Genomic DNA, 15,171 nt, shown 5'->3' with positions numbered 1-15,171 from the left:
CTCGACCTCGGAGGGTGACCGGTATCAGGCGTCGTTGAGCAGCTCGCCGAGCCGCCGGCGGAACAACGTCACCCATCTGCCGTGGGGGCCAGTCGCCCGCCCGGCGACCTGGGTCGCGGTGACCTCGGTGCCGGACTCCTCCGCGGCCGTCGCCGCCGCTAGGTAAATCGGTTGCAGTCCTTCACCACGCGCGGGTCGCGGCTCTGGCCACAACCCCAACGCAGCGCATACAGAAGGTAGCACCGCGTAAGCGGCCTGTGCGTAACCTCGGTCAGATGGATGGAAACGATCCGGTCCGAACATTTCCGCCGGATTTGTCGCGAATTCCGGGCCCAGGATGTCGGCGAAGGCCACCGTCCGGCCGCCCGCCTCGACCACCCCGACCGTCTGTGCCGCGGCGAGCTGGCGGCTCCAGCGCCTGGTCACCCACCGCAGCGGCTGCGCGAGCGGCCGCACCGTGCCCAGGTCGGGGCAGGTGCCGACGACCACCTCCGCGCCTGCCGCGCGCAGCCGCCGCACGGCCTTGACCAGATGCCGTACGGCTGTCGCCGGCGCCGTCTGCGTGGTGATGTCGTTGGCCCCGACGAAGACCACCGCGATCTCGGGCTCCAGCTCCAGCGCCTTGTCGACCTGGCTCGCCAGCTGGGCCGAGGGGGCTCCGGACCGGCCGAGGACGCTCAGCCGTACCGGACGCTCGGCGATGGCGGCCAGGCCGCCGGCCAGCAGCACGCCAGGGGTCTTGGCGGAGTCCGTCATGCCGAGGCCGACCGAGGTGGAGTCGCCGAGCATGACCATCCTGATCGGGTCTCCCGGAAATTCTCCGTAAACGCCGTCGGAGGGCGGGCCCTCCAGGCCGTGCGGGCGGCCGATGACCTTCCTGGCGACCAGGCTTTCCGCGATGAGCAAGCCATATGCGGTCGCTCCGAGCGCGGTCAGACCGCCTCCGCCCAGCGCGGCCGCTGCCGCGATCTTGCGCGCCGCGCGCGCCACCCCCGCAGTCCAGAACACTCGGCGTCCCCCCTCGGCGGTACCGTTTGCTTGAGAAACTAGCCGAGCGCCCGCCACCCACTGTGGAGCTCGGCGGATCAAGCTCCATAAAGAAGGTGAACACCTCGGTGCGCGTTTACGATTCCCTGGTCGAGTTGATGGGCAACACCCCGCTCGTCCGGCTGCACAAGGTCAACACGGGCGTGCCCGCCCAGGTGCTCGCCAAGGTCGAGTACTTCAACCCGGGCGGGTCGGTGAAGGACCGTATCGCCGTCCGCATGATCGACGCCGCCGAGCGGTCGGGTCAGTTGCGCCCTGGCGGCACCATCGTCGAGCCGACCTCCGGCAACACCGGCGTGGGCCTGGCCCTGGTGGCCCAGCAGCGCGGCTACCGGTGTGTCTTCGTGGTCCCCGACAAGGTGGCCCAGGACAAGGTCGCCGTGCTGCGCGCCTACGGCGCGGAGGTGGTCGTCTGCCCGACCGCGGTCTCGCCCGACCATCCCGACTCGTACTACTCGGTCTCCGACCGCCTGGCCGGTGAGATCCCGAACGCCTGGAAGCCCAACCAGTACACCAACCCGAACAACCCCGAGTCCCACTACCACTCCACCGGTCCGGAGATCTGGGAGCAGACCGAGGGTCGCATCACGCATTTCGTGGCCGGCATCGGCACCGGAGGCACGATCAGCGGCACCGGACGCTACCTCAAGGAGATCTCCGACGGCCGCGTGCAGATCATCGGCGCCGACCCCGAGGGTTCGGTGTACTCGGGCGGCAGCGGCCGGCCGTACCTGGTGGAGGGCGTCGGCGAGGACATCTGGCCGGAGACGTACGACACGACGATCTGCGACCAGGTCATCGCGGTCTCCGACAAGGAGTCCTTCAACATGACCCGCAGGCTCGCGCGCGAGGAGGGGCTGCTGGTCGGCGGCTCGTGCGGGATGGCCGTGGTCGCCGCGCTGCAGGTGGCGGCCCAGGCCGGGCCCGACGGCGTGGTGGTCGTGCTGCTGCCCGACGGCGGCAGGGGCTACCTGTCGAAGATCTTCAACGACGACTGGATGGCCGACTACGGCTTCCTCATCGAGTCCTCGGAAGAGGGGCTGGTCGGCGACGTGCTGGCGCGCAAGAGCTCGGGTATGCCGGAGTTCGTGCACGCGCACCCGCACGAGACGGTCGGCACCGCGATCACGATCATGCGCGAGTACTCGGTGTCGCAGCTGCCGGTCATGAAGGAGGAGCCGCCGGTGATGGCGGCCGAGGTGGTCGGCTCCATCCTGGAGCGCGACCTGCTCGAGGCTCTCTACCACGGCAAGATCAGCTCCGACGACCCGATCTCCGACCACATGTCGGCGCCGCTCCCGATGATCGGCAACGGCGAGCCCGTCTCCCGCGCGGTCGAGGCGCTGGAGAAGGCGGACGCGGCGGTCGTCCTGGAGGACGGCAAGCCCGCCGGGATGATCACCCGGCAGGACCTGCTGGCCTTCCTGGCCAACCACTAGAAACCAAAACCGGCCCGGCGGTCCACCGCCGGGCCTTTTTGCGCGAAAGGCCAATTCCTAAAGAAGGCAAAATCCAGCCGCGCGACGAGAACAAGCCGCGTCCACCAGGTCAAACTCGCGTGCCGGGAAGTATTTGGTAAAGGTATTCACGGACGCGACACGCGGATCAATCGGACCTGGGCCGATAACCGCCTCATAGTCTTTCTCTGTGACGATCGACACCGCGCGCCCTTCCGTTTTTCTGCTTATTGGGCAATTGGGGCTTGGCGGGGCCGAATATCAGGTGACCTTGCTCGCCAAGGGATTGCTGGCGCAAGGCGTGAAGGTCTCGGTAGGCGTGCTCTTCGAGCGCGGCCCGCACGCCCGCACGCTCAGCGAGCTCGGAATCCCGGTCACGCACCTGGGATTCCAGCGCGGGGCCAAGCCGGTCAGGAATGCCGCGGCCTTCGCCGGGCTGGTCCGTCACCTGCGCCGGGAACGTCCGGCGATCATGCACGCCCACCTTCCGCCGGCTCACCTGCTCGGCGTGCCCGCCGCGCGGCTGGCAGGTGTCCCCGTGGTCGTGGCCACGCTGCACACGCTCGACCGCTACCTGCGCGGCAGGCGCTGGCTGGCGCCCGTGGATCGGCGCGCGCACAAGCTCTGTCACCATCTGTTCGCCGTGAGCGCCGCCGTGGAGCGGTTCGCCGTCGGGCGCATGGGCGTACCCGCGCACCTGGTGCAGGTGGTGCACAACGGCGTGCCCGGCGAGGCCTTCGCCGCGGTGTTCCCCGCGGACGTCCAGGCCGACGGGCCGGTGCTGGTCTCCGTGGGCAACCTGAACGCGCACAAGGGCCACTGCCACCTGCTCGACGCGGCCGCTCTGCTGCGGAACGCGGGCAGGCCCTGCACCGTCGTGCTGGTCGGTGACGGCCCCGAGCGGGAAAGGCTGCGCGAGCAGGCCGCGGCCCTGCGCGTCGACGTGCGGTTCGCCGGGCATCAGCCCGACGTGCGCGCCTGGCTGGCGCGGGCCGACGTGGTCGTGATGCCCTCGCTCAGCGAATCCCTCGGCATCGCCGCGGTGGAGGCCATGGCGGCGATGCGCCCGGTCGTGGCCTCAGAGGTCGGCGGGCTGCCGGAGCTGCTGAGGTACCGGGGAGTGCTCGTCCCGCCGGCGAACGCCACCGCCCTCGCCGACGGCATCGCCTGGGTGCTCGCCCACCCGGCGCAAGCCCGGCAGCTTGCCCTGGAGGCCCGGATATGGAGCGGCACGCACCTGCGCGCCGACGCGATGGTCGACACCTACTTGGCCGCCTACCGGCGGCTCGCCGGATGGGAGAATACGCATGCAGTCGCCCACTGACCGCAGGATCCGCGTCATGCGGATCATCGCCAGGATGAACGTCGGTGGACCGGCACGGCAGGTGTCGGGGCTGAGCAGGCACCTCGACCCCGCCCGGTTCGAGCAACGCCTGTACACCGGCCAGGTCGCCGAGGGCGAGGCCGATCACCTGACGCTCTCCGCACCCGACGTCCACGCCGAGGTCGTCAGCGGGCTGGGACGGACCGTCCGCCCGCTCGACGACCTGTCGGCCCTCACCCGGCTGGTCGCGGAGATGCGCCGGTTCCGCCCGCACATCGTGCACACCCACACCGCCAAGGCCGGCGCGCTCGGCAGGACGGCCGCGGTCCTGGCGCGGGTGCCCGCCGTCGTGCACACCTACCACGGGCACCTGCTGCACGGCTGCTTCTCCAAGCGGACGACCAGGCTCATCGTCGGCGTGGAGAAGCTGCTCGCCAGGGCCACCGACCGGCTGCTGACCGTCGGGGACCGGGTGGGCGCGGACTTGGTCGCGGCAGGGATCGGGCGACAGGCGCAGTACACCGTGATGCCTCCCGGGACGTCCGTCGGCACGCCGCCGAGCGGCCATGAAGCCCGCAAGCTGCTCGGGCTTCCTGAAGACGCGCCCGTCGTCTCCTACGTCGGCAGGGTCGCCGCCATCAAGCGGCCCGACCGGCTGCTCGCCGTGGCCAGGATCGTCCTGGCGGCACGCCCGGAGACCCTGTTCGTGATCTGCGGGGACGGCGAAGCGATGGACGTGCTCCGCGCCGCGGAGGCGGAGCTCGGGGGCGCGCTGCGGCTGGTGGGCTGGCGGTCGGACGTGGAGACGGTGTACGCGGCCTCCGACGTGACCCTGCTCGCGTCGGACAGTGAGGGCATGCCGCTGTCGCTGATCGAGGCCGGCATGGTCGGCGTGCCGGCGGTGGCCACCCGCGTGGGCAGCACCGCCGAGGTGGTCGAGGACGGCAGGACGGGCCTGCTGGCGAAAACGGACGCGGATGAGCTGGCCCGCCACGTGCTGCGCCTGCTGGACGACGCGGACCTGCGCCAGGCCATGGGGGAGGCGGCCGTGGAGCGGATGAACCGCCGGTTCGGCGTCCCCCGGCTGGTCGCCGACACCGAGGCCCTGTACGCCGAGATCGCCCGCGCGCACGGCTGGTGGGCCGACCCCGGAGCGGCCCGCGGCCCCGCCGCCGCTCGGTGACCGCCTTGCGCGAGGCGGCACCCCGTGGCCCGGCCTCGGCGGACGGCGGCGCGCCTGGAGCGGCTGCCGAGACGAGCACTCGATTGAGGAGTCGGCTGTGAGCGGCTGGGGCGCGGCGACGATGGGGACGCTCTTCGCACGGGGCTCCACCCTGCTGATGAACGCGATGGCCGGCGCGGTGATCGCCAGACAGCTGTCCCCGGCGGGGCGGGGCACGTACTACGTCGTCGTCTCGATCGCGATCATGGCGCACTGGATCGGGAACCTGTCGATCGACCAGGCGCTCGTCTCGCGCTGGCAGAACGTGCGAGACCGGCCGAGCCTGCGCGCCAACTGCCTGCTCCTCGGCCCGGTGCTCGGCCTGGTCGCCGCCCTGGTCGCGGCCGTGGCCGTCTGCATGGGCTCCGAGACCGCCCGGCCGTACGACGGCATCACGCTGGCCATCGCGCTCACGGTGCCCTCCCTCGTCATCACCAGCACCTACCTGGCGGGCATTCTCGGCCTCGAAGGCCGGATCGTGCTGGTCACCTGGGGGTCCTTCGCCGGATCCGCGACCCAGTTCGTGCTGTTGCTGCTGCTGACAGGCATGGGCCGGCTGACGATCGGCACCGCCGTGCCGATCTGGGTGCTGTCCACCGCCGCCCCGCTGGTGCTGTACCTGCGCGCCGGGCGGTTCAGCCGGACGCCCGTGGACCTGCGTCTGGCCATGCGCACGCTGGCTCTCGGCGTGCGCAACCATGTCGGGCTGGTGGCCGTGCAGATCCTGCTGCGCGTCGACCTGCTCATGGTGGCCTCGGCCGAGTCCGCTGATGCGGCGGGCCTGTTCTCCGTCGCGATCACGCTGATCGACCTGGTCTTCGTCGCGACGTCGTCGCTGTCGCTGGTCGCGCTGTCGCGCCAGGCGGACGAGGAACTGGAGGACGCGGCCGCGATCACCGCCAAGGCCACCAGGGTCGCCGGGCTGGTCGGCGTCGTGTCGACGACGGCCCTGTGCGGGGCCGCGCCGGTGATGATCCCGCTCGTGTACGGGAGCGACTTCCGGGACAGCCTGCTGCCCCTGCTGGGGCTGGCCCCCGGTCAACTGATCTTCGCCGCCACGCGTCCGGTGTGGACTCACTTGCTGCGACTGAACAGGACAGGGCTGGCGACCACGATCTCGCTGTCCATCTTCGCGCTGAACGTGGCACTGAGCCTGTTGCTGCTGCCGGTGCTCGGCGGGCTGGGATGCGCGATAGCCTCGTCGGTGGCCTACGCCTGCCTCGGCCTGCTCCAGACCGTGTGGTTCCTCAGGACCAGCGGGCTGCCGGTTTCCGCCGTGGTCGCCGGCCCCGCGGAGGTGCGCGCCGTCCTGGCCATGGCCGGCAGGCTCGTCTCCCGGCGCAAGCCGGCCGCGCTCGCCGAGCGAGCCTGATCAGTATTTTTCCGAGCCATTAACGGACGCGGAGTGCCGATCGCCTCAGTCGGGACGTCCCCCACCTCATAGTCGGATGTGGGGAGAATCAACGCCCCGCGTTGCAGAACGGCAGTATCAGGGACATGCGTCGGAGGCCGCGGTGAACATCAGCGTGATCACTCCCACCTACAACCGGGCGCACTGCCTGCCCCGGCTCTTCGACAGCCTTTGTCGGCAGCACGCCGACTTCGAATGGCTCGTCGTCGACGACGGCTCCACCGACAACACGCAGGCGGTCGTCGACGGGTTCCGCCGGCGGGCTCCGTTCCCCATGCGCTACATACGGCTGCCCGCGAACGCGGGCAAGCATGTGGCACACAACAGGGGAGTACGCGAGGCGACGGGCGAGCTGGCCGCGATCGTGGACTCCGACGATGCGCTGCTCGACGACGGGTTGCGGACCGTCTGGGAGGCGTGGACGGCGATCCCTCCCGCGCGGCGGCAGGAGTTCTGCGGGGTGTCCGGCCGTTGCATGACGGCCGACGGCCCCCTGGGCGTGCCGTTCGACGAGGACGAGCCGTACCGCGACGCCACCTACCTCGACGCGTCCTACCGGCAGAAGATCCTCGAGGAGCGGCTCCGCTTCGATCGCCTGGAACTGCTGCAGCGGTACCCGTTCCCTGAGCCGCCCGGTCAGCGGTTCGTCGCGGAGAGCCCCGTGTGGTCCAGCGTGAGCGGCGACCTGCTGGTCAGGTACCTGGACGCGACCGTCCGCTGGTACTCGCTGGACGGCGCCGACAGGCTGAGCGCGCGCCCGTTCGGCGAACTGGCGGAGGGCCGGCGGCAGGTCTACATGGTCAGGCTGAACCGGGATCTCAAGTACTGGCCCGACGCGCGGACCCTGTTCGTGAAGTACTCCGCGCAGTACGTGCGATGCAGTCTCCACCTGCGCATCGGTCCGAAAGGCCAACTGCGCGATCTGGTCGGCGCCGGCGCCAAGCTGCTCGCGCTCGCCGGCATGCTGGCAGGGGTGGCGCTCTACCTGGCCGACAAGGCGAGGAGCATGCGTCCATGAACCCGGCGTTCATCATCACCATCGACGTGGAGGCCGACGACGAGTGGAGCACATCCACCGGGCTCACCACCAAGAACGCGGCCTACCTGCCCCGCTTCCACGAGCTGTGCCAGAGGTACGGCCTGCGTCCCACCTATTTGGTGGAGTGGTCCATGGCGCAGAGCCCGGTCCTGCGCGAGTTCGGCCAGGCAGTGATCGCGGACAAGTCCGCCGAGATCGGGATGCACCTGCACGCGTGGACGGCGCCGCCGTACCTGCCCCTGACCGAAGAGGACCATCGGCACAAGCCCTTCCTCATCGACTTCCCGGCGGCGGCCATGGCCGAGAAGGTCAAGGTGATGACGGGCACGCTGGAGGAGGCCTTCCAGGTCGCCATCACCAGCCACCGGGCCGGGCGATGGATGCTCGACGAAAACTATGCCCGGATCCTGGTCGAGCACGGCTACCTGGTGGACTGCTCGGTCACCCCGCGCATCTCCTGGGCGGGCACCACCGGACACCCGGCCGGGCGCGGACCGCGTGACTACTCGCGCTTCCCCGCGCAGCCGTACTTCGTCGATCTCGACGACATCGGGAGGCCTGGCGCGTCCCCGCTGCTCGAGGTGCCCATGACGATCGTGCCGCGGTCGCGGGCGGCGCTGTGGAGCCGCGCCGCGGACCTGGCGGGCAGCACGAGCCTGGCGGGCCGCGTGGTGAACCGGTTCTCCCCGGCTGTGACCTGGATGCGGCCCAACGGCAGGAACCGCCGCCGGCTGCTCGACCTGGCGCGCACGGCGCTCGCCGAGGGGTGGCAGCACGTGGAGTTCATGATCCATTCGTCCGAGCTGATGCCCGGCGGCAGCCCGTACTTCCGTACCCGGCGCAGCGTGGAAGGGCTCTTCGACGACATCGACGCCCTGTTCGCCTTCGTGAGCACCGGGTTCGATCCGGTGACCCTGACCGAGTTCCGCATGACGTTCCCGGTCAGGCCCGGGATCAGCCGACCTTGATCAGGGCCGCCCGGTGGAACCGCGGCGGCATCGGGATCATCGTGACCTGGCAGTCGGGGTCGGCCTCGAAGACGTGGAGGTGCAGGCAGTTGTAGTACAGGACCTGGATCGGGCTGGGCAGGTCCTCGGGCAGGCTCGCCGCGCGCTTCTTCAACGTCTCGAGGAAGCCCGCCATGACCTGTGCGTTGAACGGGTTGAACAGGAAGTAGAGCGTCCCGTCCACCGGCGCCAGCAGGCGGATGTCGCCCACCTCGACCGATACCGGATACTTGCGCAGGCGCGCCTCGGTGGCGGCCGCGATGTCGTCGTCGAGCTCGATCCCGTACATGCGGTGGCCGGGAAAGTTGTCCAGCCACCAGTTCAGCACCCTGCCCTTGCCGCACCCGACGTCCACCAGGACCTCCTTGGGGCGGACGACGCCCTGGAAGACCGGGGGGAGCTCCTCGTAGGCGATGTTGGCCGTGTTCTCGGCGCCCAGATGCGGGTATGGGGTCTTCTTCACCCCTCCGATGAAGGCGCCGTAGCGGCGGTCCATGAAATAGTTGCGGCGAAACCGGTTGAATCTCCGGATGAGCTTCGCTGTGTTCATTTCTTGTTTCCTCCTGGCCCGCCTGGCCGAAGCTGGTTGGCGCGTGCCCGTACCGATCTGAACGTGCCGCGCATGGCGGCCACGCCGGCCCGGATCTGCGGCCGCGCTCTCACGAAATTGATGACTTCCTGCCGGGGGGCTGTGGTGACCCTGTGCAGTACTGTGCCCATCGCTGGGCGGGCCATCCATCCTTCGGATACCTGGACGTGGCCGGTTTTGAACTGGTCCTTGTAGGCGTGCCGGCCGCGTCCCAGCTCGAAACATTCGATTCCGAGGGCCGCCGCGTCCTCGCTGAGTGCCATGAGCTGAATGAATCCCGGCGAATATTTTGCGAACGCCGGATCGTAGGACGGAAACCACAGGACGAGCGCCCGCGGCGTGTACATGCCGAAATGGGCCGCCACCGGAATGTCGCCCGCGTACAGCACCGCCAGGCTGCCGGAGAACCGCTCGGAGCGGGTGTGCTGAAGGCGGGTGAGCATGTTCGTGATCCCGGGCTGAGCGAGGAAGTCGCCCTTGCCGGTCCGCAGGTACTGCTCGGACTTCCACTTCATGAACGTGCGCAGCACGCCGCCGTCCAGCGAGTGCATCTCGTGACGCACCGGGCCGACGTCCCTTTCGAGCTTGCGGCGCTTGTAGTTGATCCCCTTGAGCGTGACCGACGACCTGCGCCGCATCCCGTCGACGTAGGCGTCGTAGCCGTGCCGGAGGTCGACCACGGGCGAGGGGAGCAGCGCGGAACGCTCGGAGGTGGCCGCCAGCTGGCCGGTGACGTGGTGGTCGAACTGCCACACCGCCAGGTCGCACCCGCGCAGCAGCTCTCTCGCGTTCAACTCGACCCCGGGGGCCAAGGCCGCCCCGTCGCGGTCACGGAAGCCCCTGCCCACCGGCCGGGCGACTCCGAGCGCGTTGCGCTGGTACGGGAAGAAGCCGACGACGGAATTCCCGTCGGCGACGACCGCCACGCGGACGTCGGGCCGGAATTCCGCCACCTCGAGGGTGAACTCTGGAGAAAGGAATGGATTGTCCTGCGCCGGGTCTGCGGCCTGGAATTCCCGCCACAGCGCGAGCTCGGAGTGGCCGAGCTCCTGTGGGCGTACGGTGGTCACTCTCATGATTCCCATAATTTAGCCAACCGGATCACCCGACGGCCTTCACGCCGTAATTTGTACGCATATGGGCGATTCGGGCTGGCAAATATCCCTTCTGACTTTCGGCAGCGTACGCCAATCGAAGTGGCGATCGACTGGTTGGCGCGATAAATGGTCCACGCTGACTCCAACGGAACGCGATGTCGCGGGAAGGGGGAAACATGCGGGTACTGGTTACCGGTGGCGCAGGGTTCATCGGGGCGAATTTGTGTGCTGAACTAGCCAAGCGCCGGGAAATAGAGGACGTCGTCGTGCTTGACGATCTGTCCACCGGTTCGCTGGAGAATCTGTCGGGAATGGACGTCGAGTTCGTCCTGGGCAGCATTCTCGATCGCGATCTGCTGGACAAGGCCGCGAGGAGGGTCGACGCCGTCGTCCACCTCGGCGCCAGGCCGTCGGTGCCGCGATCGCTCACCGACCCGGTGGCGACCCACGAGGCGAACGCCACGGGAACGCTCAATGTGCTGGAGGCCTGCCGCAGAATCGGCGCCCACGTCGTGGCCGCCTCGTCCTCGTCGGTCTACGGCAACTCCACGGTGCTCCCGGCGCACGAGGGGCTGCCGACGCGTCCGCTGAGCCCGTACGCGGCCAGCAAGCTCGCCGCCGAGGGCTACCTGTCGGGCTACGCCTCCTCGTTCGGCCTGCCGATCCTCACCTTCCGCTTCTTCAACGTGTACGGCCCGCGGCAGGCGGCCGACCACGACTACGCGGCGGTCATCCCGAAGTTCCTGCACAACGCGCTGCGCGGGGAGCCGGTGCGCGTCTACGGCGACGGCAGGCAGACGCGGGACTTCACCTTCGTCGGCAGCGTGGTGCGCGTCCTGGCCGACGCGGTGACCGGCCGGGTGACCAACGAGGGGCCGGTCAACCTGGCCTTCGGCACCCGTACGTCGATCCTCGAACTGATCGAGTCGATGCGGCGGACCCTGGGCCTGTCGATCGACACCGTGCACCTGCCCGCCAGGCCCGGAGAGGTGCTGAACTCGCGGGCCTGCCACGAGCAGCTGGCCGAGCTCTTCCCCGACGTCAGGCCCACACCGCTGAGCCGTGGACTCGAGATCACCTGCGAATGGATGCGAGACGCGGGAGCGCGATGACCGGCAACGCCACGAAAGTGATTCATCACCCTCGCACCGGAACCTCCGGGACCATGGTCAATCACGATTAGCCTGCGCAAAGTTCCATAAGGTCTGCCTCAGCCTGATCAAGAGAGGAGACGGCTGACATGGTAGACAAACTTGTAATTGTCGGGCAGGGGTACGTTGGCCTGCCGCTGGCCATGCGGGGGGTGGCGGCGGGCTTCGACGTCGTCGGGATCGACGTGGACGAACTACGGGTCAAGCGGCTCAACGCCGCCGACTCCTTCGTCGAGGACATCCCGGACGCCGAGCTGAACGCCGCCCTGGACACGGGCCGTTACGTGGCCACCACCGATTACGCCGGCGCGCGGGGCTTCGACGTGTGCGTGATCACCGTGCCGACGCCGCTGCGCGAGGGCGTGCCTGACCTGAGCTACATCGCCGAGGCGGGCCGCGCCATCGCGCCCTGCATCGAGCCGGGTGCGACGGTGATCCTGGAGTCGACCACCTACCCGGGAACCACGGAGGAGATGCTGCGCCCGCTGCTCGAGGCGGGCTCAGGGCTGCGGGCACCGGAGGAGTTCCTGCTCGGCTACAGCCCCGAGCGCATCGATCCTGGCAATGCCCGCTGGCGACTGGAGAACACGCCCAAGGTCGTCTCGGGGATCGATGCGCGCTCGCTGGCCAAGGTCAGGGACTTCTACGACCGGATCGTCGACACGACGGTCCCGGTGTCCACCACGGACGTCGCCGAGCTGTGCAAGCTCCTGGAGAACACCTTCAGGCACGTCAACATCGCTCTGGTGAACGAGCTGTCGATCTTCGCGCAGCAGCTCGGCATCGACGTCTGGGAGGCCATCGACGCGGCCTCCACCAAGCCGTTCGGCTACCTGCGCTTCCTGCCGGGGCCCGGCGTGGGCGGCCACTGCCTGCCGATCGACCCGTCGTACCTGTCGTGGCAGGTGAAGCGGACGCTCGGGCACAGCTTCCGCTTCGTCGAGCTGGCCAACGACATCAACGACCACATGCCAGAGCACGTGGTCAGCCGCGTCGGGATGATGCTCAACAAGGCGAGCAAGCCGTTCAACGGCAGCCGGCTGCTGCTGCTCGGGCTGGCCTACAAGAAGAACAGCGGCGACATCCGCGAATCGCCGGTGATCGAGGTGGTCAAGCGCCTCAACCGGCTGGGTGCCGAGGTGCGGGTCGCCGACCCGTGCGTGGAGCCCGGTGACTTCCCCGACGGGGTGATCCCGGTCAGCGCGACCGAGCACGAGCTGGCCGAGGCCGACGCGGTGATCCTCCTGACCGATCACGACATGTTCGATTTCGGGCTGATCCAGCGGGTGAGCCGGAGGGTCTTCGACACCCGCAACCGGTGCCGGGGGGACAACGTCGAACGGCTCTGAAGGTCAATGATCAGTGATCATTCGGCAAGGGTTCCGACCTGGGCGGATGATGCTTGATCGGGGGGAAATAACGGGTTCCGTAGTCATGTCCTTGGGAGCTCGAATGATGAAAAGGTACCTGGCCACCGCCATCCTGGCGACGGCCGTCAGCGGGGCCTGGACCGTCGGCACCATCTCGGCGGGGATTGCCGAGACCAAGGTGTCGGCGTTCAAGGTCAATCCGCCACCGGACGACAACAACGACTGGTCGGACAACAACGACCAAGGAAAGGACAACAGCGACTGGTCGGACAACAACGACCACGGAAACGACAACAACGACGATCACGGGGACGACCACGGGGACGACCACGGGGACGACAACAAGGATCACTTCTACCCACCGCACCACAACAAGCACCACCACCACTTTCACCACCACCACCACCGCCACCATCACCACCGCTGTCACGGTGGGTGCGGTGGCTGCGGCGGCGGGTGCGGCGGTCCCGGCGGCGGTCCCGGTCCGGATCCTGTTCGCGTGCGTCCCGTCGCGGCTCAAGGGCCGCAGTTGCCCATGACAGGTCGCAACATCGGTGCCATGGCCGCCGTCGGCGGGGGGCTACTGGCACTCGGTGGCACCGGAGTCGTGGTCACCGTACGCCGTCGTCGCCGTTCTACCGTTGCCGAATAAGCGACGCCGCCGCGTCGCCGTAGCGGGCCTGCTGGCCCTGGCCGCATTCGTGGCGGTCGGAGGCTGGACGGCCGTGCGCGCGCTGGAAGTACGAGACCATCTCGAGCTGACCAGAGACGCGCTGCTCCAGCTGCGGACGATCGTGAACACCGGCGACCCGGCCGAACTGGCCGGGTCGCTGCACGAGGCCGAGCAGCAGGCGGCCGAGGCACGCGACCTCACCGGCGGCGCCGGCTGGTCGCTGCTCGAACGGGTTCCCGTCGCCGGAGACGGCGCCACCGTCGTGCGCGCGCTGGCCGAAACTGCCGACGAGCTGACCGGCGTGCTGTCCGGGGTGGAGGAGATCGGCTCAGGCCTCGTCTCGAGCGGCACGCACTCCGCGACCAACCTGCGTAAGCCCCTGGCCGACCTCGACAAGGCCGCACCCGCCCTCGAGCAGGCGGTCACCCGGCTGGACGACGCGAGATCCCGCCTGGCCGCCACGCCCGCCGACTCGCACCTCACCCAGGTGGACGAGGCCCGGGCCACCGTACTGCGGGAAACCGACCGGCTGCGGGGCTGGGTGCAGTCCGCGGCCACCGCCGCCAGGCTGCTGCCGGCCATGCTGGGCAGCGCCGGCCCGCGACGCTACTTCCTGGCCTTCCAGACCAACGCCGAGGCCCGCGGGACCGGCGGGCTGGTGGGCGCCTTCGGGATACTGAAGGCCGACCACGGCCACATCGCCGTCGAACGGCTGGCCAGCAACACAGTCCTGGACACCACCACCCTCACGCCCGTCGCCGACCTGGGACCCGACTACCAGTCCCGCTACGGGCCGGGCGCCACCAGACTGCTCTCCGTCTCCAACCTCTCGCCCCACTTCCCGTACGCCGCCCAGATCTGGACCGGGCTGTGGCAGCGCCAGACCGGCCAGCGCCTCGATGGAGCCATCGCCACCGACCCCGTCGGCCTGTCCTACCTGCTTCGCCTGATCGGTCCCGTCGCCCTCCCCGGCGGGGAGAAGGTCACCGCCGACAACGTGGTCGACCTCACCGAACGGGCGGCCTACGAGCGCTATCAGGACCCCGCAGAGCGCAAGCGCTTCCTCATCGGCATCGCCGAGGCCGTCAGCCAGGCCATGACAGGCCACTTCGACGAGCCGGCCAAGGTGCTGCCCGTCCTGTCACAGATGATCGACGAGCGCCGCCTGCAGGTCTGGAGCCGCAGGGAGACCGAGCAGCGGCTGCTGGACCAGACCGCGCTCGCCGGCGAGCTACCGTCCACGCCGGGACCGTACGCTGGACTGGTCGTCAACAACTCGGCCGGCGGCAAGCTCGACTACTACCTGAACCGATCCCTGGACTACGACCTGGGCCCCTGCTACGGCGGCGAACGGTTCACCCGCATCAGGATCGGGCTGGGCAACGACGTGCCGCGGCAGACGCTGCCCAGCTACGTCACCAGCCGGCTCGACCGCCCGGACAACCCGCCCGCCGTCGGCGCCAACCGGCTGTGGGTCTCGCTGTACGCCGGTGTGGGCGCGCGGCTGTACTCGGTGCGGATGGACGGCCGCCCGATCACGGTGGACGAGGAGAAGGAGCGATCTCACCCGATCTTCTCGAAGATGATCGAGCTGCCTCCCCGGCAGTCGAGAACGCTGGAGTTCACCCTGGTGGAGCCGTACTCGAACCGGCCACCGCAGGTCCCCGTCCAGCCGCTGGTACGGCCCCAGCGCACCACGATCACGCAGAGCTCTCCGGGGTGCATTCCCTGAGCAAAACGCCAGCGTGGCGCGCACAACCGGCTGAAGCATGCGCTCTAACGTC

13 protein-coding genes are annotated in these 15,171 nt (G+C 69.2%); 10 read left to right on the top strand and 3 right to left on the bottom strand.

Annotated elements, in window-relative coordinates:
- Nucleotides 1–24: 24 nt before the first annotated feature.
- Nucleotides 25–1,008: an SGNH/GDSL hydrolase family protein gene (locus ACIBHX_RS22325; protein WP_397069086.1), complete on the bottom strand. Its 984-nt coding sequence runs from the start codon at nt 1,006–1,008 to the stop codon at nt 25–27.
- A 107-nt stretch (nt 1,009–1,115) separates the two neighbouring features.
- On the opposite strand from ACIBHX_RS22325, the gene ACIBHX_RS22320 reads away from it, so the two are divergent.
- The 6 genes from ACIBHX_RS22320 (at nt 1,116) to ACIBHX_RS22295 (ending at nt 8,468) form a co-directional block, all read left to right on the top strand.
- Nucleotides 1,116–2,486, top strand: a complete 1,371-nt coding sequence (locus ACIBHX_RS22320; protein ID WP_397069085.1) for a cystathionine beta-synthase — start codon at nt 1,116–1,118, stop codon at nt 2,484–2,486.
- A 208-nt stretch (nt 2,487–2,694) separates the two neighbouring features.
- Nucleotides 2,695–3,828: a glycosyltransferase gene (locus ACIBHX_RS22315; RefSeq protein WP_397069084.1), complete on the top strand. Its 1,134-nt coding sequence runs from the start codon at nt 2,695–2,697 to the stop codon at nt 3,826–3,828.
- Nucleotides 3,812–5,011: a glycosyltransferase gene (locus tag ACIBHX_RS22310; RefSeq protein ID WP_397069083.1), complete on the top strand. Its 1,200-nt coding sequence runs from the start codon at nt 3,812–3,814 to the stop codon at nt 5,009–5,011. Before ACIBHX_RS22315 ends, ACIBHX_RS22310 begins: the two co-directional genes overlap by 17 nt.
- 97 nt (nt 5,012–5,108) lie before the next feature.
- Entirely contained in the window at nt 5,109–6,422 is a 1,314-nt protein-coding gene (locus tag ACIBHX_RS22305; RefSeq protein ID WP_397069082.1) for a lipopolysaccharide biosynthesis protein, read from the top strand.
- A gap of 142 nt (nt 6,423–6,564) precedes the next feature.
- Nucleotides 6,565–7,479, top strand: a complete 915-nt coding sequence (locus ACIBHX_RS22300) for a glycosyltransferase (protein ID WP_397069081.1) — start codon at nt 6,565–6,567, stop codon at nt 7,477–7,479.
- Complete coding sequence (locus ACIBHX_RS22295) at nt 7,476–8,468, top strand: deacetylase (RefSeq protein WP_397069080.1); 993 nt, start codon at nt 7,476–7,478, stop codon at nt 8,466–8,468. Before ACIBHX_RS22300 ends, ACIBHX_RS22295 begins: the two co-directional genes overlap by 4 nt.
- Here ACIBHX_RS22295 and ACIBHX_RS22290 read toward each other — a convergent pair.
- Complete coding sequence (locus ACIBHX_RS22290; protein WP_397069079.1) at nt 8,455–9,057, bottom strand: class I SAM-dependent methyltransferase; 603 nt, start codon at nt 9,055–9,057, stop codon at nt 8,455–8,457. The genes ACIBHX_RS22295 and ACIBHX_RS22290 overlap by 14 nt on opposite strands.
- The gene (locus ACIBHX_RS22285; protein ID WP_397069078.1) at nt 9,054–10,172 is read right to left on the bottom strand and encodes a GNAT family N-acetyltransferase; all 1,119 of its coding nucleotides are present in this window, start codon (nt 10,170–10,172) and stop codon (nt 9,054–9,056) included. Before ACIBHX_RS22285 ends, ACIBHX_RS22290 begins: the two co-directional genes overlap by 4 nt.
- A gap of 176 nt (nt 10,173–10,348) precedes the next feature.
- Here ACIBHX_RS22285 and ACIBHX_RS22280 point away from each other — a divergent pair, with 176 nt between their 5' ends.
- From ACIBHX_RS22280 to ACIBHX_RS22265, 4 genes are all read left to right on the top strand, one after another.
- Nucleotides 10,349–11,305: an NAD-dependent epimerase/dehydratase family protein gene (locus ACIBHX_RS22280; RefSeq protein ID WP_397069077.1), complete on the top strand. Its 957-nt coding sequence runs from the start codon at nt 10,349–10,351 to the stop codon at nt 11,303–11,305.
- A gap of 128 nt (nt 11,306–11,433) precedes the next feature.
- On the top strand, nt 11,434–12,693 hold the full coding sequence (locus ACIBHX_RS22275) for a nucleotide sugar dehydrogenase (RefSeq protein ID WP_397069076.1): 1,260 nt from the start codon (nt 11,434–11,436) through the stop codon (nt 12,691–12,693).
- A gap of 103 nt (nt 12,694–12,796) precedes the next feature.
- Nucleotides 12,797–13,366 (top strand): LPXTG cell wall anchor domain-containing protein, encoded by a 570-nt coding sequence (locus ACIBHX_RS22270; protein WP_397069075.1) that lies wholly within the window; start codon nt 12,797–12,799, stop codon nt 13,364–13,366.
- The gene (locus ACIBHX_RS22265) at nt 13,356–15,119 is read left to right on the top strand and encodes a DUF4012 domain-containing protein (RefSeq protein ID WP_397069074.1); all 1,764 of its coding nucleotides are present in this window, start codon (nt 13,356–13,358) and stop codon (nt 15,117–15,119) included. Before ACIBHX_RS22270 ends, ACIBHX_RS22265 begins: the two co-directional genes overlap by 11 nt.
- The last annotated feature ends 52 nt before the right edge of the window (nt 15,120–15,171 follow it).

It is taken from the genome of Nonomuraea sp. NPDC050536, assembly GCF_044457685.1.
Taxonomy (GTDB): Bacteria; Actinomycetota; Actinomycetes; order Streptosporangiales; family Streptosporangiaceae; genus Nonomuraea.
Note: the sequence above shows the minus strand (reverse complement) of the source record. Positions and strands in the feature narration are given on the sequence as shown.

What these genes read in the sequence shown, in the direction of transcription:
- ACIBHX_RS22285 (WP_397069078.1), bottom strand. Translation starts at nt 10,172, where the DNA reads ATGAGAGTGACCACCGTACGCCCACAGGAGCTCGGCCACTCCGAGCTC.
- ACIBHX_RS22275 (WP_397069076.1), top strand. Translation starts at nt 11,434, where the DNA reads ATGGTAGACAAACTTGTAATTGTCGGGCAGGGGTACGTTGGCCTGCCG.
- ACIBHX_RS22280 (WP_397069077.1), top strand. Translation starts at nt 10,349, where the DNA reads ATGTCGCGGGAAGGGGGAAACATGCGGGTACTGGTTACCGGTGGCGCA.
- ACIBHX_RS22290 (WP_397069079.1), bottom strand. Translation starts at nt 9,057, where the DNA reads ATGAACACAGCGAAGCTCATCCGGAGATTCAACCGGTTTCGCCGCAAC.
- ACIBHX_RS22270 (WP_397069075.1), top strand. Translation starts at nt 12,797, where the DNA reads ATGATGAAAAGGTACCTGGCCACCGCCATCCTGGCGACGGCCGTCAGC.
- ACIBHX_RS22295 (WP_397069080.1), top strand. Translation starts at nt 7,476, where the DNA reads ATGAACCCGGCGTTCATCATCACCATCGACGTGGAGGCCGACGACGAG.
- ACIBHX_RS22310 (WP_397069083.1), top strand. Translation starts at nt 3,812, where the DNA reads ATGCAGTCGCCCACTGACCGCAGGATCCGCGTCATGCGGATCATCGCC.